The sequence below is a fragment of the Exobacillus caeni genome (genome assembly GCF_005747095.1).
In the GTDB taxonomy this organism is placed as follows: Bacteria; Bacillota; Bacilli; order Bacillales; family Guptibacillaceae; genus Exobacillus; species Exobacillus caeni.
In genome coordinates this window covers 1-18,033 of record NZ_SWLG01000011.1, presented here as the reverse complement: position 1 = coordinate 18,033, position 18,033 = coordinate 1, and the positions used below count along the sequence as shown (strand labels likewise).

At 39.4% G+C, this 18,033-nt stretch carries 19 protein-coding genes and 7 tRNA genes; 5 read left to right on the top strand and 21 right to left on the bottom strand.

The annotated features are described in order from the left end of the window. Positions 1 to 57: 57 nt before the first annotated feature. The 4 genes from FCL54_RS15375 to FCL54_RS15360 form a co-directional block, all read right to left on the bottom strand. On the bottom strand, positions 58 to 969 hold the full coding sequence (locus FCL54_RS15375; protein WP_138127622.1) for a phosphate ABC transporter substrate-binding protein: 912 nt from the start codon (positions 967 to 969) through the stop codon (positions 58 to 60). A 200-nt stretch (positions 970 to 1,169) separates the two neighbouring features. Next, positions 1,170 to 1,427, bottom strand: coding sequence for a hypothetical protein (locus tag FCL54_RS15370; protein ID WP_138127621.1), 258 nt, complete (start codon positions 1,425 to 1,427; stop codon positions 1,170 to 1,172). Between the two features lie 108 nt (positions 1,428 to 1,535). Next, positions 1,536 to 3,548, bottom strand: coding sequence for a peptidoglycan D,D-transpeptidase FtsI family protein (locus FCL54_RS15365; RefSeq protein WP_138127620.1), 2,013 nt, complete (start codon positions 3,546 to 3,548; stop codon positions 1,536 to 1,538). Positions 3,549 to 3,677: 129 nt separating this feature from the next. After that, positions 3,678 to 4,922 (bottom strand): MFS transporter, encoded by a 1,245-nt coding sequence (locus FCL54_RS15360; RefSeq protein ID WP_138127619.1) that lies wholly within the window; start codon positions 4,920 to 4,922, stop codon positions 3,678 to 3,680. 146 nt (positions 4,923 to 5,068) lie between these two features. Here FCL54_RS15360 and FCL54_RS15355 point away from each other — a divergent pair, with 146 nt between their 5' ends. After that, on the top strand, positions 5,069 to 5,377 hold the full coding sequence (locus FCL54_RS15355; protein ID WP_138127618.1) for a hypothetical protein: 309 nt from the start codon (positions 5,069 to 5,071) through the stop codon (positions 5,375 to 5,377). A 40-nt stretch (positions 5,378 to 5,417) separates the two neighbouring features. On the opposite strand, the gene FCL54_RS15350 is transcribed toward FCL54_RS15355, so the two are convergent. The 10 genes from FCL54_RS15350 to FCL54_RS15305 form a co-directional block, all read right to left on the bottom strand. After that, the gene (locus tag FCL54_RS15350) at positions 5,418 to 6,029 is read right to left on the bottom strand and encodes a superoxide dismutase (protein ID WP_138127617.1); all 612 of its coding nucleotides are present in this window, start codon (positions 6,027 to 6,029) and stop codon (positions 5,418 to 5,420) included. 251 nt (positions 6,030 to 6,280) lie between these two features. Next, positions 6,281 to 6,356 (bottom strand) — tRNA-Phe (locus tag FCL54_RS15345). 10 nt (positions 6,357 to 6,366) lie between these two features. Next, positions 6,367 to 6,443, bottom strand: a tRNA-Met gene (locus tag FCL54_RS15340). 233 nt (positions 6,444 to 6,676) lie between these two features. Continuing rightward, a tRNA-Ser gene (locus FCL54_RS15335) sits at positions 6,677 to 6,769 on the bottom strand. Between the two features lie 8 nt (positions 6,770 to 6,777). After that, positions 6,778 to 6,854 (bottom strand) — tRNA-Ile (locus tag FCL54_RS15330). Positions 6,855 to 6,980: 126 nt separating this feature from the next. Further along, positions 6,981 to 7,056: transfer RNA gene (locus FCL54_RS15325), tRNA-His, on the bottom strand. Positions 7,057 to 7,064: 8 nt separating this feature from the next. Further along, positions 7,065 to 7,141 (bottom strand) — tRNA-Met (locus FCL54_RS15320). A gap of 5 nt (positions 7,142 to 7,146) precedes the next feature. Then, positions 7,147 to 7,221, bottom strand: a tRNA-Asn gene (locus FCL54_RS15315). 124 nt (positions 7,222 to 7,345) lie between these two features. Further along, the gene (locus FCL54_RS15310; protein ID WP_138127616.1) at positions 7,346 to 7,828 is read right to left on the bottom strand and encodes a DUF456 domain-containing protein; all 483 of its coding nucleotides are present in this window, start codon (positions 7,826 to 7,828) and stop codon (positions 7,346 to 7,348) included. 81 nt (positions 7,829 to 7,909) lie between these two features. Beyond that, on the bottom strand, positions 7,910 to 9,541 hold the full coding sequence (locus FCL54_RS15305) for a Na/Pi cotransporter family protein (protein ID WP_138127615.1): 1,632 nt from the start codon (positions 9,539 to 9,541) through the stop codon (positions 7,910 to 7,912). 228 nt (positions 9,542 to 9,769) lie between these two features. On the opposite strand from FCL54_RS15305, the gene FCL54_RS15300 reads away from it, so the two are divergent. Then, entirely contained in the window at positions 9,770 to 10,543 is a 774-nt protein-coding gene (locus FCL54_RS15300; RefSeq protein WP_138127614.1) for a DUF1189 domain-containing protein, read from the top strand. A 70-nt stretch (positions 10,544 to 10,613) separates the two neighbouring features. Here the strand turns inward: FCL54_RS15300 and FCL54_RS15295 are convergent, their stop codons facing one another. After that, entirely contained in the window at positions 10,614 to 11,264 is a 651-nt protein-coding gene (locus tag FCL54_RS15295; RefSeq protein WP_138127613.1) for an NfeD family protein, read from the bottom strand. Between the two features lie 161 nt (positions 11,265 to 11,425). Then, the gene (locus FCL54_RS15290) at positions 11,426 to 12,298 is read right to left on the bottom strand and encodes a DUF1002 domain-containing protein (RefSeq protein ID WP_138127612.1); all 873 of its coding nucleotides are present in this window, start codon (positions 12,296 to 12,298) and stop codon (positions 11,426 to 11,428) included. A 272-nt stretch (positions 12,299 to 12,570) separates the two neighbouring features. On the opposite strand from FCL54_RS15290, the gene FCL54_RS15285 reads away from it, so the two are divergent. Then, positions 12,571 to 12,900, top strand: a complete 330-nt coding sequence (locus FCL54_RS15285) for a hypothetical protein (protein WP_138127611.1) — start codon at positions 12,571 to 12,573, stop codon at positions 12,898 to 12,900. Positions 12,901 to 13,061: 161 nt separating this feature from the next. Beyond that, positions 13,062 to 14,183 carry a flavodoxin-dependent (E)-4-hydroxy-3-methylbut-2-enyl-diphosphate synthase gene (gene ispG / locus FCL54_RS15280; protein WP_138127610.1) on the top strand — a complete coding sequence of 374 codons (1,122 nt, stop codon included), beginning with the start codon at positions 13,062 to 13,064 and terminating at the stop codon, positions 14,181 to 14,183. A gap of 43 nt (positions 14,184 to 14,226) precedes the next feature. Here ispG and FCL54_RS15275 read toward each other — a convergent pair whose 3' ends face one another. Further along, the gene (locus FCL54_RS15275; RefSeq protein ID WP_138127609.1) at positions 14,227 to 14,649 is read right to left on the bottom strand and encodes a DUF308 domain-containing protein; all 423 of its coding nucleotides are present in this window, start codon (positions 14,647 to 14,649) and stop codon (positions 14,227 to 14,229) included. Positions 14,650 to 14,819: 170 nt separating this feature from the next. Between FCL54_RS15275 and FCL54_RS15270 the strand changes: the two genes are divergently transcribed. Continuing rightward, complete coding sequence (locus tag FCL54_RS15270; RefSeq protein WP_138127608.1) at positions 14,820 to 15,380, top strand: hypothetical protein; 561 nt, start codon at positions 14,820 to 14,822, stop codon at positions 15,378 to 15,380. Between the two features lie 48 nt (positions 15,381 to 15,428). On the opposite strand, the gene FCL54_RS15265 is transcribed toward FCL54_RS15270, so the two are convergent. The 4 genes from FCL54_RS15265 to FCL54_RS15250 all read right to left on the bottom strand — a co-directional run bounded on the left by FCL54_RS15265 (position 15,429) and on the right by FCL54_RS15250 (position 17,788). Continuing rightward, a complete protein-coding gene (locus tag FCL54_RS15265) occupies positions 15,429 to 15,638 on the bottom strand; it encodes a DUF1540 domain-containing protein (RefSeq protein WP_138127607.1) in 210 nt (69 codons plus the stop codon). A gap of 97 nt (positions 15,639 to 15,735) precedes the next feature. Then, positions 15,736 to 16,146, bottom strand: coding sequence for a Fur family transcriptional regulator (locus FCL54_RS15260; protein WP_138127606.1), 411 nt, complete (start codon positions 16,144 to 16,146; stop codon positions 15,736 to 15,738). A gap of 17 nt (positions 16,147 to 16,163) precedes the next feature. Beyond that, a complete protein-coding gene (locus FCL54_RS15255) occupies positions 16,164 to 17,006 on the bottom strand; it encodes a metal ABC transporter permease (protein ID WP_138127605.1) in 843 nt (280 codons plus the stop codon). Continuing rightward, on the bottom strand, positions 17,006 to 17,788 hold the full coding sequence (locus tag FCL54_RS15250) for a metal ABC transporter ATP-binding protein (protein WP_138127604.1): 783 nt from the start codon (positions 17,786 to 17,788) through the stop codon (positions 17,006 to 17,008). The genes FCL54_RS15255 and FCL54_RS15250 overlap by 1 nt, the downstream gene beginning before the upstream one ends. Between the last annotated feature and the right edge of the window lie 245 nt (positions 17,789 to 18,033).

Sequence of the window (18,033 nt, the reverse complement as noted above, 5' to 3'; positions counted from 1 at the left end):
AAATACGAAGGCCGTATTTACCCCTTGATTTCATGCTTTGTAATTCGTTTTATTTATTTATTTCTGGTTTCCTTCAGCATCACGTTCAACTTCCATTTTTGATGCAGCGATATATCCTTGTTCAGGAACGATATTGTTTTGAACTTCATCACTCATAAGGTAATCTAAGAAAGTTTTTGCTAGTCCTTCAGGCTCACCTTTTGTATAAGAATGCTCATATGCCCAGATTGGGAATTCGCCTTTTTGCACATTTTCGTCACTCGCTTCTACTCCGTCGATTGACAATTTTGTTACAGAATCATCAGTGAAGTAAGAGAATGCAAGGTAGCCGATTGCTCCAGGTGTTTCAGAGATGATCTTCTTTACTGTGTTCGAAGAATCTTCTGTGATTCCTTCAGCCGGAGTAGCTCCGTCTAAGCCGAATTTAACGAATGTTGCGCGAGTCCCTGAAGAATCCGGACGATTTACAAGAGTAATTTCTTGGTCTGCTCCGCCAACTTCTTTCCAGTTTGTAACTTCGCCAGTGAAAATTTTGATCAAGTCTTCTTTTGAAAGGTCCTCTACTCCTACTTCAGGATGTACAGCCGCAGTCATACCTACAACCGCCACTTTATGGTCTACTAACTCATCTGCAGGGATTCCTTCTTTTTCTTCAGCAAACACATCAGAGTTTCCGATTTCTACTGCGCCCTCGGATACCTGGCTAAGACCTGTTCCGCTTCCGCCTGCTTGAACTTGAATATCTGCGTTCGGGTTTTCTTCCATGAATTGCTCAGCCGCTGCCGCTACTAGAGGCTGCATCGCACTTGAACCTGAAATTACGAGTTGCCCAGAAGCTTCTCCACCTGCATTTTCATCAGTTCCTTCATTATTTCCTGCGTTATTTCCTCCGTTGTTGTTTCCGCAAGCTGCTGCAAAAACAAGAACGAAAGACATTACTAGCATTAGCATTAAACCTTTAAATTTCATGTTTCTTCCCCCTAGCTGGAATTTTAGTTTTTTATTTTTGATGATTAACCAGCCATTTGTTTTTTGGCTCGTTCCTCATCCACAATTCATAGAATACAGGTTGTTTATTAAATGCGTTTGAATGGAATGTTAAGAAATTGTAAAGGCGAGTCGGAAGGTGTCTAAAAGGGTCAATTTAGGGGAAAAGAACCTGGTGTTCTTTAATCGTCATCTGAAGAATCTTCTTCTTTTTCCCTTGCGTTCTCTGTCTTATAAAGTGCAGTTTGTTGATTGTAAAAAAAATCCGGACTATGAGATTCCTGCTTTTGGTCATCTGGATAAAACGCCTGATCCATTTTCTGGTTTGCGGCTTCTGTTGAAGTTTTATCCTCCATATATGACTTTTGCTCATTTTCATTGAACTTTCGATTCAGTTCAATATTTGCTTTTTGGGAGTTATTATCTTTTTCATTTGTCATCCTATCTCTCCTTTAATGGTTTATTGCTTTTACTTTTCCCCACAAAATACTTTTTAACCATAAGATCAGAAGGAAAAGCATTAGAAAAACCGCCGAAAATACGGCGGTTTAATCTTCTAGATTTGAAACTCCAATATAACGCTTGGATACATTTCTCCCTGACTCTTTGAGTTCAAAATATTTATCAAGAATTCTTCTGCTTATATATTTGTTAATGCCATGTTCATGATCGATATTGGGAACTACTACAGAAAATGCCACTTCCGGTTCAGTTGATGGAGCATATCCTACCAGCGTTAGGTTATAGTTATCCCCAACTTGCGCTGTTCCAGTCTTTCCGGCGGGACTGTATTCAGCTCCTTCAAAATAATGCGCGGCTGTTCCCCGGGAAGTATTCATAACCATCCATAGTCCCTGTTGGACTCGTTCGATGTAAGATTTATCCATTTTTATTCGATTTAATACCTTTGGTTCATATTGGTACATCACATTTTTAGATAACTGGTCGCCTTCTGTAGGTTCTCTTATCTCCTTTAGAAAATGAGGTTGGATTCGATATCCGCCATTGGCGATAGTTGAAATGTATTGCACCATTTGGAGAGGGGTATACGTATCGAATTGTCCGATCGCAAGGTCAAGCAAATTACCAAGCCGTTGAACTCCTCCGTTATAGCCTGTCCCTTCTCCCGGCAAATCAATGCCCGTTTCGATACCTAATCCAAATTGGGAGAATGACTCTCTCATTTTGTTATAAGCATTTGGATCATACGAACCTCCCTGACGCGGAACATAGTTATGATTTCCAAGCATCATCGCTATGCGGAACATATAAACGTTGGAAGATCGTTGAAGAGCAGTTAAGTCATTAATACTTCCCATTGTAACGTAGGATTTTTTCGTTGGAGTACCTGGAAAATATAGCGGAGTATCCAATAAAACTGTTCCAGGATTAATGACATTATATTGAAAGCCGGTAAGAACAGTTGCCCCCTTTACTGCCGATCCCATTTCATAGGCGTCATTGATCGCTCCAAATGATCGGTTCACAAATCCATCCTGTGTCAATTCTTTCCCGGCCATGGAAAGGATTTCCCCAGTATTTGGATCCATCATTACCACATAAGCACGATCTAATGAAGGATTCCCTTCAGCTCTTGCTTTTTTAATTTCTTCCTCCAATACTTGCTCAACAGCCTGCTGTAACTCTATATCAACTGAAAGGACCAGGTCATTTCCACGCTGACCTTCTATGGTCTCGGGGTCCCCGATAGGGTTTCCCGCTTTATCGGTTATATACTTTCTCTTCGTTTTTTTTCCTCTTAAAAGCTCTTCATATTCCGCTTCAAGAAAGCTTATTCCTATTTCATCATTCCGGTCATAATCCCTGGCAATATAATAATCAATGGTTTCTTTCGGAATTTGCCCGAGGTTTCCAAAAAGTGTCTTCATCGTGTCGCTATACGGATATTTCCGTTCTGAATCAGCCTGTATATCTACTCCCGGGAGCTCAGCAAGATTTTCACTTATGACAGCTATCTCTTCTCTCGTTAACCCTTTTTTTATCGTCTGGGAAGAAAGCGCATATCCGGAATCCATCGCTCTTTTGATGGCTGCAGCTTCTAATTCGGATTCCGTAATTTCTTCAAGGTCATCCTTTGAGATTCGATCCAGTTGCAGCTGGTAGGCCTCCCCTGATTCATACTTTTTCCATTCTTCTTCTGTAAGCTTTGCCTTTGCTTTTTCTTGCCTTGTTAAAATCCAATAGTCTTTTAGGTCTCTTTCTGTTAGTTCTTTTGTATCCTTCGAAATAAAATCGGCTAATTTGTTAGCGATGTTCAATCGTTCATCTTGATTGTTTCCCTTTGTTTTAATATAGGTTAGTGAAAAAACCGGCTCATTATCCACAACAACCCTTCCATAACGATCATACATTTTCCCCCTTGGTGCAGAGGATTTTGCTGTAACATTTTCCGTTTGTTCAGTAACTCGTTCGTATTCTTCTCCCTTTACGATTTGGATCACTCCCAATCGTAAAATAAGAGCAGAAAATAAAACGAAAACAAAAACAAACAAAACATTTAATCGGAATGGGACATGACTTTTTTTCTTCTTTTTTCCCATTAAAACATTTCTCCCTTTCCCTCAAAAAAGCATAATGAGACAACCAGGGCAAGTGTCCCAGGCTGTCTCTTTTTTATTCTTATACACTATACCTTTCGTCACACACCTTGTAAAGATACTTCCTTCCTATTATGTCAAACTCTCTTTTAATTGTTCTTTTTTTGCCTTAATTCCAATGGTACGAATGAACAAGTAAATAAAAGCATGGCCAGCCCCTACAACCATTAAGAGATATGGAATGCTTTTTTCTTCATTAAAGAAGGAAATTGAAAACAAAAATAGGAGGATCGAAGTGATTCTACCGGCGTTTAACGCCAATTCCCTGACTACAATATATTCGATCCGCATCTCTCCGGCTTTCCACGCTTTACCTATCACATCATAAGTTAAGGAAACATATGGTACAAGTAGTAAAGGATAAGCAAGTGAAACAACAACACCATAAATCAATAACTTCTGGAATGTGACATCGAACACAATCAGATAGATCGCAGAGTATAAAATTAACCCTCCGATAAGGATTGACTTTTTACGGTAACGCGGCTTAATCAGGCGTGTGGCAAAATAATATGCGAGAAACGAAACCGCTGACTGGACAAGGCCAAACGTTCCAAGCGCAAGTTCACTTCCGGAAGAAACAAAGACCCAGACAACGATTACAAAAACAAATGTTCCTTCTCTTATACCTTGAAAATAGTGAGCTTTTAAGATATTGTTCCAATCACGGTTTCGCTTGCGTTCTTGCAGTATTCGTTTAAAAGAATAGTTCCCTTTAGCAGAACGGCGTTTTAAGCGAAAACTAAGAATCACTGCAGCAAAAAAAAGTGCAAGAGAGAATCCAAAAATTATTTTGTATCCTGTGAATTTCTCCAAACTCGAGATGACCCAACCAGCAAAGATAGGGCCGATCATCCCTGCAAACGAAGATAATAAGCCGAGGAACCCATTAAAAAAATCTCGAGTATCTGGTTCTGTAATTTCAAACGTTAACACATTAAACGCAAGCCAGTAAAAGCCAAACCCAATTCCAAGGAGCCCTCCCAGGACAAGTAAAAAGGTGCTGGCCTTATCTCCCATCAGCAATACGGTAAGATAAAAGGAAGCTAAAAAAGCAACCCCGAACCGGAGAACAATCACCCGATCAATCTTTTTAGCCCATCTCCCAGCAAGAATAAAAGTGATCGGCTGCATAATAACAATGGCTAAATTATATAGTCCGATATCAAAAAATTTTCCTGATTGCTTCCACAGATATACATTTACAAACGTATTAGATAAAGCAATGCTTAAAGAATATAAACCGCCTATAACAAGCAATAAAACAAGGTCTTTTGTTACTTCTACATCACCAATCATTTTCTTCAGCAAACGCATTCTACGACTCCCCTTTATATGTACATACGTAGTTTGCTTCAATCGGCTGCTGCTATTCAAATTTTTGTCACTTATTAAAAGATGAATGGAAAGTCGTGCTTAAGTAGCATATTAATAATAAAGAAAAATACAGGGGAGTCGATCATTTGTATATTTATTTTGGCAGAAAAGCTTATGATTCGTTCAACTTTTTTGATGTAATCTTAATGATGGAAGAAATTCAGGCAGGTTGCCAAAACGTGGATGTTCCGGTATCGATAGAATGGTACCGACGAAAAGAGCTGATCGATGAATTCATCATTAGGAGCGGCTGGATTCAAATTGAAATCAGATTGTTTGAGGGCCAGGTAAGAATTGAATCTCCAATCGATACAAATCAGGGGGAACTGATCGTTGACTTCGTCATTGATGCATTTCTAAGAAATAAATTTACATTAAAGGAAATTATCATATAAAAACCCGGCTCCTTTTCGGATACCGGGTTTGAATCTTAAATTATTTTGCGCTTTGGTAACGGTTGGAAACTTCATCCCAATTTACCACGTTCCAGAAAGATTCAATGTAATCTGGACGCTTGTTTTGATATTTCAAGTAGTAAGCATGCTCCCAAACATCTAGTCCAAGAATAGGTGTTACCCCTTCCATAACTGGCGTATCCTGGTTAGGAGTGCTAGTTACTTCAAGTTCGCCGCCTTTTACTACTAACCATGCCCAGCCAGAACCGAAACGGCTAGCTGCTGCACCAGAGAATTCTTCTTTAAACTTTTCAAAGCTGCCAAACTTTTTGTTAAGTGCCTCAGCAAGCTCGCCACCAGGCTCACCGCCGCCATTCGGGCTCATAACTTGCCAGAAAAGAGTATGGTTAGCATGTCCGCCGCCATTATTTCTTACTGCAGTACGAATGTTTTCTGGTACTGCATCAAGATTGCCAAGAAGGTCTTCAAGACTTTTGCTTTGAAGATCGTCATGGCCTTCTAAAGCACCGTTAAGCTTTGTTACATAAGCGTTATGGTGTTTATCATGGTGGATTTTCATTGTTTCTTCATCAATGTGTGGTTCTAGTGCGTTGTAGTCGTAAGGTAATTCTGGTAATTCAAATTTTGCCATCTGAATCTCCTCCTTAAATAATATGTAATGGATAGCGGGCAGTATAGAACTCCCACGGCTAACATGACTAAGCAAACATAGAATCATTTCCATGTTTGTTCATGTTTAACAGTAGCAAATTTAGTACTACTTTTCAAACAATTGAAACTGAAATCAAATAAATTTATTCAAACATAGTTAATATACCCCGGAGCAAAAAAACTAAACAAAAAACCTGCAAGATATTCGCAGGTTTAAAAGTAAGTATATAATGGTGGCTCGAGACGGAATCGAACCGCCGACACGAGGATTTTCAGTCCTCTGCTCTACCGACTGAGCTATCGAGCCTTTTATGTATTGGTTGCGGGGGCAGGATTTGAACCTGCGACCTTCGGGTTATGAGCCCGACGAGCTACCAGACTGCTCCACCCCGCGATGATAAAATATGACTGTCCTTTCCTCTACAAGTAATGCTTTGAGGTAGGATCCGTCAGGACAATTCGCAGTTTAAACAATGTTGTATCGCTCATTGCTCCACCCCGCGATGATAAAATATGACTGTCCCTTCCTCTACAAGTTTACTCTGACGATGTAAGCTGTGTCGGGACATGTCGCTGATTGACCATGGCAGTAACGCTCCATGCTCCACCCCGCGACGATAATTAATATGGCGGAGGAAGAGGGATTCGAACCCCCGCGGGCCGTTAAGCCCCTGTCGGTTTTCAAGACCGATCCCTTCAGCCGGACTTGGGTATTCCTCCGCATTAAATGGTGGACCCTGTAGGACTCGAACCTACGACCGGACGGTTATGAGCCGTCAGCTCTAACCAACTGAGCTAAGGGTCCAATGTAAGTAAGTTGCTTCTTAATATTATACTTGTCTGTCCCTTCCTCTACAAGCAAAAGCTATTGAGGTTAAATGTAACGGGATAACTATGCTATAAATGTTTTGCAGGAAATTATGTACTTTTATGGGGCGGCTGATGGGAATCGAACCCACGAATGCCGGAACCACAATCCGGTGCGTTAACCACTTCGCCACAACCGCCATGCATATGGTAGCGGCGGAGGGGATCGAACCCCCGACCTCACGGGTATGAACCGTACGCTCTAGCCAGCTGAGCTACACCGCCATATTTGGCTCCACAGGTAGGACTCGAACCTACGACCGATCGGTTAACAGCCGATTGCTCTACCACTGAGCTACTGTGGATCAATCATTTACGACAGATATTAATTTACCATATAATTATTTAATATGTCAACTTGGATTTTGAACGTTTTTCTTTTTAGACAAGCATAAGTTTACATTTAAAATATGGAACTATCAAGATCTATCATAATACGGCAAATAGAAAATAACCAATCATTACAAATTGTAAGAGCCCCTTTATGAAAGCACCTCCGAGAAACCCAAAGAGGGAACCTACCCCAACTTTTAGCGCTTCGTTAATCGGTTTTTTATGCACAAGCAATTCAGCAATTACCGCCCCAAGAAAAGGTCCGATTAAGATCCCTGCGAATGGAATGATAAAAGGGCCTGTAAGTAAGCCTATTGTACTTCCCCAAACAGCCGCTTTTGTTCCTCCCCGTTTCTTCACTCCAACTAAATTGCTGACATAATCAGCAATAAATAATAGTACAACAAGAAAAACCTGTATAATCCAAAACATTGGAGTTAACGGGTCGAAGGTAAAAAACAACCCATACAGTAAAAAACCGAGCCCTAAAAACAGGACTCCAGGTACGATTGGAAAAACTAAAGCAACAAAAGCGATGATAAATGAAAGAAAGATTATAGACCAGTATATAACACCCATTCAAAAACTCCTTTTTTCTTTTTTCTCTACATTATATAGGAAAAAACAAGCTGGCAATCAAGCAGCTTGTTTTTTGTTTCATTATTCATCTTCGCCGATAACCGCCTCTGCAATATTAACAGCATGGTCCCCTATTCTCTCCAAATTACTGATAATATCAACAAACACGATTCCTGCACTTCCAGAACATTGTCCTTCGTTCAGTCGTAAGATGTGCTTTTTTCTTAAAGTTCTTTCCATCTTATCTATTTTGTCTTCCAGGGTAACAACCTGTCTTGCTTTTTTGATGTCCCACTTGTCTAGAGCGTCTACCGCTTCGTTTAAGGTAGATAAAGTCAGCTTAAACATCTCTGCTAGATCATTCATCGCAAGGTCAGTCATTTTCACTTTGTTGCTGATTTGATAGTCAACGAGTTCCACAATATTTTCCATGTGGTCTCCGATACGTTCGATATCGCGTACTGAATCCATCAACATTCCATGTCGCTCAGAATCTTCACTGGACATAGAAGTTGCAGAAACCTGAATCAGGTAATCAGTAATCTTGTTATCAAGATTATTAATCGCTTCTTCATATTGGGCAACAAGGTCTGCATGCTTTTGTTGCTTGTTATTTAAATACGATAGTGCTTCTTTTAATCCTTTTTGTGCATATTCACTCATACGGATCACTTCTTCTTTAGCCTGACCCAGTGCAACAGAAGGAGATCGTTCAATAAAAATCGGATCTAGATGTTTAGGTTTATATTCAATAGCATTATCTTCGCCGGGAATAATTTTAGTAACGATCACTGCTAATAAAGCAATGAACGGAAACTGAATTACTGTGTTTGTAACATTAAAGATACCATGTGCAAACGCAATCGTCATTTCCGGATTTAAATCCAACGCGTCCCTTAAGAAATAAATAAAAGGCGTATACAAGAATAAGAATATTAAAAAGATCGCTGTACCGATCAGGTTAAAGATAACGTGTGTCAGTGCAGTTCTTTTAGCTGCAACAGATGCACCGATCGATGCAAGTACCGCAGTAATCGTTGTTCCTATGTTGTCTCCAAACAATACTGGCAGAGCAGCACTCAAATCCATGGCCCCCTGTGAAAACAGACCCTGGAGCACTCCGATTGTAGCACTGGAGCTCTGGACAATAACCGTAAATACTGTACCGATTACAACACCGAGAATAGGGTTTTGGCTCATGCTTAACGTTAATTCATGGAATGCTTCCAAGGACCGTAACGGTTTCATTCCGGCACTCATCAATTCAAGCCCGAAGAAAAGTGCACCAAAACCGAAGACAATCTGTCCAGCATAAGTAACCTTTTTGTTTTTAAAGAAGAAAATTAAAATTGAACCTAAAGCTATAATCGGCAAAGCATAGTCTTTAATTGGAAATCCGATTATAAAAGCGGTAACGGTGGTACCAATATTGGCACCCATCACAACACCAATCGCCTGTTTCAATGTCATGAATCCAGCATTTACAAGACCTACAGTAAGTACAGTGGTACCTGAGCTACTCTGGATTAATATAGTGACAATGATACCTGCAATTACACCCATAAGCGGGTTTGTCGTAAATTTATCCAGAATGTCTCTTAAACGATCGCCGGCTGACTTTTGCAGTCCATCCCCCATATATTTCAGTCCGAATAGGAAAATACCTAGTCCACCTAAAAACTGAAATATCATCTCCTGGACGTTAAGTTCCATTTTTCCAACCCCTTGCATCATTTGTTTGTGAATCGACATTTCTCAACAAAGTCCCCTGATTATTATGTACAGGATTTCAAACTTTGTAAAGGGTTTATTAAGGATAAGTAAATTTATTGTAAATTTAAAAAATAAAAAATTGGTGTCATTCGTTTAAGTGTCTTGTTCAAAACCCTTGAGTTGTCTAAAATAAGAAAGGATAGTCTTAATTGCTGAAAGGAGAAATCAATGAATATTATCCAGCAATTTATAAAAAGTTTTTACGCTCCTAAGACTGTTGCTGCGTTTCGGTTTCAAAAGTTTGGAAAATCGATCCTTTATGTCTTCTTCTTGATGTTAATCGCTTCTGTGCCTGTTGGGGTATTGACGTCTGTTTCCTTTTACAATTCATTTAATGAATTAAGAGATTCTATGAGTGAAGACATACCCGATTTTAAGCTTGAGAACGGATTATTGTCAGCAGACATGGAGAAACCTTACATAGATAAGGATAATGACTTTACTTTTATCTTCGATACTACGGGTGAAGTAAAGCCGGATGATGTAGAAGAATACAATAACGTGGTAGCACTACTAAAAGATGAAGCGATCGTGGTAGATCCTTCAGGAATGCAGCGAATGCAGTATAGCACTTTCGGGAATATTTCTATGACAAAAGATGAGCTTCTAGATTTAAGCAAAAACATTGAAGGGCTTCTGCCGGTGTTAATTCCGATTATTCTTGTCATAGCTTATATTTTTCAAACAGGCTTAAAGTTCATCGGCATTTCAGTTCTTGCATCGATCGGTTTAATTTTCAAAAATACGATGCAGCGAAATTTGACTTACAAACAACTCTGGGTATTGTCCGCATATGCGGTCACCCTGCCGACTATTTTCTTTGCCATTATGGGTCTCCTTAGAATAACGGTTTCGCTAGACTTCTTGCTTTATTGGTTCGTTGCAATTATGATGCTGTATTTGATAATAAAAGAAGTTCCGAAACCTAAAAAGAGAGCATAAATCCCGAAAAGCCAAATAACCATTATCAAATATACTAGACTAAAGCAGAAAACAAAAAGAACTTCCTTGTTTATTGGGAAGTTCTTTCGCTTTGTTGGGGTTTGCCTACAAGGATCTTTGTTCCGTCTACTTGCTCGACAATTACTGTTTCCCCTTTATTCAACCATTTTCCAGTAGTGATGGCACTGTATTGTTTACCATCTATACATATAGTGCCAATCGGCCTGAAAGGAGTTTCAGCTACTCCCTTTTTCCCAAGCAGCTCTTTATATTCTTGATTTAGCGAGTTATAGCCGAGCTCACCGGTAAGCCGGTCTTTTAATGTTACTTTGTCCCACATGCTCCGCTTGGGAAACACTTTTAAAAATAAGAATGAACACGCAAAGCCGATAATAAACCCCATTGTTGCCATCATTCCGTACGTAAAGGAAGGAGACGGCACTGCAACTGATAGTATCATTAAGACTGCACCGATTGCTCCAAAGGTTCCATCGTTTATAACTTTTCCATCGAGAATAATTAACAGCAGCCCTCCAATAAATAAAAGAATTAACCAGAAAAAGTTGTCCTCTGTTAAATGGTAAGAAAAATACGCTCCCATTATTGCGATCCCTAACAGGCCAAACAACCCACGAGCTTTTACCAGAATTTCTCCAATTAAAAACAATATCCCTAACAAAACAACTAAGAAACCGACGGCCGGTATGGTTAGAATCCCCATCTTGAAATCGCCCCTTCTTTCAATCCTTCTATAAGGTACTACGAATGTAAATGAGAAAAGTTTCACTTTGGGGTCTGACCCCCTAAAAATTGTGGATAACTCATTATTTCCATTATAGCTGTAGAAATGGGAAAGAGCAGAGGAACTTCCTCTGCTCTTCGTTACTTAAAGATATTTTTTAGTTCTTCGATGATTTGGATGATAAAGTCTAAGAAGTTTTTGATAAAGGATTGTGTTTCTTCTTTATTAAGGAACTCTTTTAGGTTTTCCCGCACATTTTCCAGTTGGCTCTGAACCTGGTCCCAGTCAATGTTCAGTTCTTTCATCCTGTTAAACAATGACACGAGTCCATTTAATTCTTCATCTGTAAGAGAGATACCGAGGTCTTCTGCAACTCTTTTAATTAATGCTCTCAAGTCTTCTTCAGTTTCAGGCGGGTTCTTAGCAATTTCCTGTTTAATTTTCGTCATAAGCTCTGTTGCTTTTTCAGCGCCGACTTTTTCTCCGAGCTTTGCAGTCTTGATCATCTCTTCATTTGCAACCTGTTTTTGTTCTTCAGGTATAGCTTCATCTGATGATAACTCGTATGCTTTTATTATTCCGGTCAAACCGGCTGTTCCGGAAACAGGCATAGGTGCAGTAACGTATATATCTGCATCTTTTACACCAGCAGTAATCAAGGCATTTGCATACATATCGTCCGTTACCCAGGTGATGTTATTCGTATCGATTTTCAGTCCTGAATCTTTTTCGCCGATCGTAATTTTCGCTGAGGATAAAGCGTTTGATCCTATCATAGCCTTGCTAATATATTTTCCAAGATATTTGTGTTCTTCTTCATTTGTAACGGTTATCGTATGAACATCTTCCGAAACTTCCATTTCTTTTAGCATGGTGCTCTTTTGCTCTTCTGTTAAATCCTCTCCAAGAGTAACAACTACGTCACCAGGTTTCGCATCCGCAAGGGCGGCAGCTGGTACTAAAAAACTGAATATTACTAATAATACTGCCAAGAAATAAGGTCTTTTTAACATATTCATTCTCCTTTAGGCTTTCTACCCATCATAATGGACAGCCTTTTTAAGTAATTCAATTACATTCCCCAGCACTGACTGTGTGTCCCTGTCATTTTACTTTATGCCTCGAAAACTGCCAAGACCTATTTATCAAGAAGATTTCTAAAGACATATGCTCCTGTGGACAAGCATATGCTTTTAATAACTTCGTATAGTTAGACGAAGAACTGACTATTTTTGTTCCCATTTTCCTTTAAAAAGATTAAAACTGAATCGCGGAGGGAAATAAAATGAAACGGTTCATTATTACACTTCTTATTTTTGCAGGGATATATACAACGGTGTATGATCTTAAAGTAGGAACACTTACTCTGCAACAGGCTCAAGCAACGAATGCAATAATAGATGAAAGCAACCAGAAAGAAACAGAACAGAAGTTTACAGAAGTTCAAATAAAGAGCGGTGACACTGTTCTATCTGTGGTTGAGCAGATGGTTGACGGCCCTCTACCGGTATCTATAGACAGGGTAGTACAAGATTTTAAAAAGTTAAACGATGATTTACAACCAGAAAAGATTCAAATAGGAAAAAGTTATCGGATTCCTGTTTATTCAAAATAACAGATAACAGCAGCTAGCTTGTCAATTAAAGCAAAGTACTGATAAAATATAACTTGTTGTGTTGATTATTTTAATTTTAGCTAGCCATTCATTTATAATGTAAAAGATATAGGAAGCGTGTTTTTCTAGATGGAAGACATTCTTAAAGGAGCGATTTTCGCATGAATGAAATTACTCACAGAACGAAAACAAGACCAGTTAAGGTTGGTCCTTTAACAATTGGCGGCAACAATGAGGTTGTTATCCAGAGTATGACAACTACTAAAACGCATGATGTAGAAGCTACGGTCGCAGAAATCAATCGTCTGGAAGAAGCCGGATGCCAGGTCGTCCGTGTGGCATGTCCTGATGAACGTGCTGCTGATGCTATTCCGGAAATAAAGAAAAGAATCAACATTCCGCTTGTGGTAGACATCCATTTCAATTACAAGCTTGCCCTAAAGGCTATCGAGGGCGGAGCAGATAAAATACGTATTAACCCAGGAAACATCGGCAGACGCGAAAAGGTCGAGGCTGTTGTAAAAGCAGCAAAGGAAAAAGGCATTCCGATCAGAATCGGAGTGAACGCTGGATCTCTTGAACGTAAAATCCTAGAAAAATATGGTTATCCGACAGCGGATGGCATGCTCGAAAGCGCGCTTCATCATATCAAGATTCTCGAAGATCTAGATTTTCATGATATCATCGTGTCAATGAAAGCGTCCGATGTTAACCTTGCCATCGAAGCTTATGAGAAGGCATCCAGAGCATTTGACTACCCATTGCATCTCGGCATCACAGAGTCAGGTACTTTATTCGCCGGAACAGTAAAGAGTTCGGCTGGATTAGGCGCTATCTTATCTAAAGGAATCGGGAATACGGTACGAATCTCTTTAAGTGCAGATCCTGTTGAGGAAGTGAAAGTTGCACGCGAGTTATTGAAATCCTTCGGGCTCGCTTCCAATGCAGCTACTCTTATCTCCTGTCCGACCTGCGGAAGGATTGAGATCGACCTCATTAAGATTGCTAACGAGGTGGAAGAATACATTTCTAAAATCAAAGCTCCGATTAAAGTTGCGGTTCTTGGTTGTGCCGTAAATGGTCCCGGTGAAGCACGTGAAGCCGATATTGGCATTGCCGGTGCACGTGGGGAAGGACTTCTCTTTATGCATGGTGAAATCATAAGAAAAGTTCCTGAGGAAACTATGGTTGAAGAATTGAAAAAAGAAGTAGACAAGTTAGCTGAGGCACATTATAAAAAAATGGAAGAAGAAAAAAAGAAAGCCGAAGAACAAAAGGCATAAATGGCAAAGACCCGGGATAAGTCCCGGGCTTTTTTCTTTCCCATTAAAAAAACGGGGAAAAAAACAAGCTAATAATCAAAGAAGCAGCTCCAATTCCAATAGCCCAGGAACCAAGGCTCTTCGCACCTCTTCTTCTTGCGATAAAACCGACGATAATGCCAGCTGCACCAAAAATCACCGGTAGTATAAACACAGAAATAACCGAAAGCACAAGTGCAATGAATCCTGTACCCCGTCCTTCATTTACTTCTGTATCGGCTCCGACTCCATCCTCAATCGTGTCAGCTTTTTCTTCTGCAGTTGGACGTTCATTTTCTGGGTTTTGTAAAAAAGGACGATCAAGAACACCATTTGGCGATACCTCTGCAGCCGTTTCTTCGAGATATTCTTCTTCTGTCGTCGGACCGTCTATTCGTTCTTTTTTATCTCGGTACTCATAATTTTCATCAAACCTGTTTTCACTCATCAACATCCCTCGCTTTTAAATTGACTTTGGGTTGGAGCATTATTAGTATTGGGCACATGCTTCTTATTTATCTCTGTTAAAAGTTAGGCAAGAAACATGAAAATAACAAACATGGACTATGTTACAATAGCATGTAAAGTGTATAAGATAATGCTAAAGAGGAGACTGTTATGAAGAAACGATTTGGACTCGACATAGATGGAACAGTTACATGCCCAACGTCATTTATTTCCTATATAAATAAAGATTTCAACAAAAAATTTTCCTTTGATGAAATTACCCAGTATGATCTATCCCGTTTATTAAAAATTACACCTGAGCAGTTTCTTAACTGGCTCAGAAATAAAGAAAAGGAAATTTACACGAATGCTCCTCTCGCCAAAAAAGTAAAAGAAACACTGGCCCATTGGGAACAAGACCATGAGTTATATTATATTAGTGCAAGAGGAAGCCATCTTCATGAGGTTACCGAAGAGTGGTTCACAAAAATGCTTCTTCCTTATGATCACATTGAACTAATAGGAAAACATAATAAGATTGAAACGATAAAACACCATGACATTGATATCTTTTTTGAAGATAAACATGATAACGCCTGTAATATCGCTGAAGAATGCAAAATACCAGTATTGTTGATGGATACTCCATACAACCGTGATCCGATACCAAAACAGGTGATAAGGGTTAAAAACTGGACAGAAGCACGAAAATGGGTTGAAAAGTGGCTCTGATTGCCAATGAAAAATGGGAGAGGCCAAAAAGCCTCTCCCATTTTCTATCTAATGCTTCAATTCAAAAGTATGGCAACAGGTTTCTGCTGTTTTATCGGCCTCGTCTTTATGTTTCGCTTCCCCTTCTAACTCTCCGCCCTGGATTTTATACGGATGTTCAGCATGGGAATCAATTTCAACAAGTATTGCATCAGCTGAGCAGTTATTACCTTCCGCCCAATAATTACAGTTAGAAACATTACATTTAACAGTTGGCAATTAAAGTCCCCTCCTTTAGATTTATTTTCTTCTTTCAGAGGGGCATTACCCGATGAAAAAAATGTATTGATAATTAACTTTTGCCATGCATCATCCCTTATTGGCAAGCAGAACAGTAACCGTACACTTCAAATTTGTGCCCAGTTACATTAAAATCAGATGCTTTTAATGTAATATCTTCCATTGGACAAACATCAATATGTTTTGTTTTTCCGCATTGCAGGCATATGAGATGATGATGGTGGTGATTTGTCTCACAGCTGAAACGAAATCGCTTTTCGCCGTTTAATTCTGTAACCTCAAGAATTTCTAACTCTTCAAAAAGAGAAAGATTTCGATAGATGGTATCAAAACTTAATCCCGGGTATTCATCCTGCAGATTTTCAAGAACTTCTTTTGCGGATAAATATCTCTTCTCCTCAGAAAATAAAGTAAGCATGTCCTCTCGCTTGTCTGTATGTTTATATCCATTATCCTTTAACTTTTTTAAGGCTGAAACAACATCCAAAGTCTTCACCCTCTTTGTTATATTTGCCTTGACTGAAGCTGTTTTTTCCAGACCAATGTCCCAACGAGCAGTATTGCAGCCAACAAAACAATCGTTCCGCCGGGGGCAATATCGAGGTAGAAAGCAAGCACTAATCCGCCGATCACTGATAATTCCCCAAACATGATCGATAAAAAGATCGTTTGTTTAAATCCTCTGGCTATCCTTATACTAGCTGCAACAGGAAGCGTCATTAAAGCTGACACAAGCAAAATCCCTACGATCTGCATAGAAGCTGCTATAACGATCGCTACCATTAAAATGAAGATATAATGGATCCATTTGCTGCGAATACCAGATACTATTGCCTGCTCTTCATCAAAAGAAATAAAAAATAATTCTTTATATAATAAGACCACTACTATTAAAACGGCTATAGTGACAAACAGTATTGTCCATAGATCATCCCTGCTTATTGCAACTACACTGCCGAATAAGTAACTAAACAGGTCTGTATTGAAGCCATCTGCCAGTGATATAAATACCACCCCAAGTCCAATCCCGGCCGAGAGTGTGATAGGTATCGCAAGCTCCTCAAAAAATTTATAAGCTTTTCGTAATTGTTCAATAAACAATGATCCTATCGCAGAAAAGCCCATACCAAGGTAAATGGGATTGACGTTTTGCCAGATGGTTAAGTGTTTGGATAACAGCAAACTGGCTGCGATACCGGCTAATGTGATATGAGAGAGCGCATCCGCAATAAGAGCCTGCCTTCTAACGACAATAAAAACACCTAATAATGGAGCAGTCAAACCGATCAAAAGACCAGAAAAAATTGCATTCTGTAAAAACTCGAATTCCATTAAAGCATGTAACATCAGTTCTGGCCTCCATGGTGATCATGACTTAAAACATGCAGTTGATGGCCGTAGTACTCAGAAATATCTCCTTCTTGAAGCTGTTCAAATTCTTCTGTCTTTCCATGAAAGTGGAGTGTTCTGTTAAGGCATGCCACATGTGTTACTTTATCTGTAATTGTTCCTATGTCATGGGTGACAAGTAAAAGCGTGATTCCTTCCTCAACATTCAATCTTCCAAGCAAGTCATAAAACTCTTTTGTGGATGCTGCATCCACTCCTACTGTCGGCTCATCAAGAATTAATAGTTCAGGCTCACTTACCAGCGCTCTTGCAATAAAAACGCGCTGCTGCTGCCCCCCTGAAAGCTCGCCGATATTTCTTCCAGAGAACCTTTCCATTCCGACAAGAGCTAATGCTTCATTTATTTTTTTGCGGTCTCTGGCATTCAGAAAACGGAAGATCCCTTTTTTTCCCGCTAATCCCATTGATACCACTTCAAATACAGTGGCAGGGAAACCCGAATTAAAGCTATTCGCCTTTTGTGAAACGAAACCAACTAAATTCCATTGATTAAATTTGGACTGAGGCTTACCAAATAAATAAATATTTCCTTTTTGCGGCTTTTGTAATCCAAGGATACACTTAATTAAAGTGGATTTACCCGATCCATTTGGTCCTACAAGCCCTACAAAAGCTCCTCTAGGAACGGATAATGTGATATCTTCAAGGACATATTTACCGCTATAATGGAAAAATAAATTTTTCACGAGAACTGCATTATCTTGTTCTATATTTTCCATTTCTGCTTCATCCTTTGGCCTTTTTATTAAGAATGATTACGATTTAATGTTACGAGTATACATCAAGAAATAAGAAATGTAAATTTTCATTCCCTGGACATTAAAGAAAAAAGCCCTCCTCGTCAGTTTAGAAAACAGCCAGGAAAAAGAAAGGGGCTGACCCAAAAGGATAAAGTATCCTTTTGAAGGTCGCCCCTTCTTTTTTCGCTGAAAACATAAAAGAACCGTCCTTTTTCTGTATAATT

Excerpts from the sequence above, each read along its gene's own strand:
- FCL54_RS15375 (WP_138127622.1), bottom strand. The coding sequence starts at position 969 with ATGAAATTTAAAGGTTTAATGCTAATGCTAGTAATGTCTTTCGTTCTT.
- FCL54_RS15370 (WP_138127621.1), bottom strand. The coding sequence starts at position 1,427 with ATGACAAATGAAAAAGATAATAACTCCCAAAAAGCAAATATTGAACTG.
- FCL54_RS15365 (WP_138127620.1), bottom strand. The coding sequence starts at position 3,548 with ATGGGAAAAAAGAAGAAAAAAAGTCATGTCCCATTCCGATTAAATGTT.
- FCL54_RS15360 (WP_138127619.1), bottom strand. The coding sequence starts at position 4,922 with ATGCGTTTGCTGAAGAAAATGATTGGTGATGTAGAAGTAACAAAAGAC.
- FCL54_RS15350 (WP_138127617.1), bottom strand. The coding sequence starts at position 6,029 with ATGGCAAAATTTGAATTACCAGAATTACCTTACGACTACAACGCACTA.
- FCL54_RS15310 (WP_138127616.1), bottom strand. The coding sequence starts at position 7,828 with ATGGGTGTTATATACTGGTCTATAATCTTTCTTTCATTTATCATCGCT.
- FCL54_RS15305 (WP_138127615.1), bottom strand. The coding sequence starts at position 9,541 with ATGGAACTTAACGTCCAGGAGATGATATTTCAGTTTTTAGGTGGACTA.
- FCL54_RS15300 (WP_138127614.1), top strand. The coding sequence starts at position 9,770 with ATGAATATTATCCAGCAATTTATAAAAAGTTTTTACGCTCCTAAGACT.
- FCL54_RS15295 (WP_138127613.1), bottom strand. The coding sequence starts at position 11,264 with ATGGGGATTCTAACCATACCGGCCGTCGGTTTCTTAGTTGTTTTGTTA.
- FCL54_RS15290 (WP_138127612.1), bottom strand. The coding sequence starts at position 12,298 with ATGTTAAAAAGACCTTATTTCTTGGCAGTATTATTAGTAATATTCAGT.
- FCL54_RS15285 (WP_138127611.1), top strand. The coding sequence starts at position 12,571 with ATGAAACGGTTCATTATTACACTTCTTATTTTTGCAGGGATATATACA.
- ispG (WP_138127610.1), top strand. The coding sequence starts at position 13,062 with ATGAATGAAATTACTCACAGAACGAAAACAAGACCAGTTAAGGTTGGT.
- FCL54_RS15275 (WP_138127609.1), bottom strand. The coding sequence starts at position 14,649 with ATGAGTGAAAACAGGTTTGATGAAAATTATGAGTACCGAGATAAAAAA.
- FCL54_RS15270 (WP_138127608.1), top strand. The coding sequence starts at position 14,820 with ATGAAGAAACGATTTGGACTCGACATAGATGGAACAGTTACATGCCCA.
- FCL54_RS15255 (WP_138127605.1), bottom strand. The coding sequence starts at position 17,006 with ATGTTACATGCTTTAATGGAATTCGAGTTTTTACAGAATGCAATTTTT.
- FCL54_RS15250 (WP_138127604.1), bottom strand. The coding sequence starts at position 17,788 with ATGGAAAATATAGAACAAGATAATGCAGTTCTCGTGAAAAATTTATTT.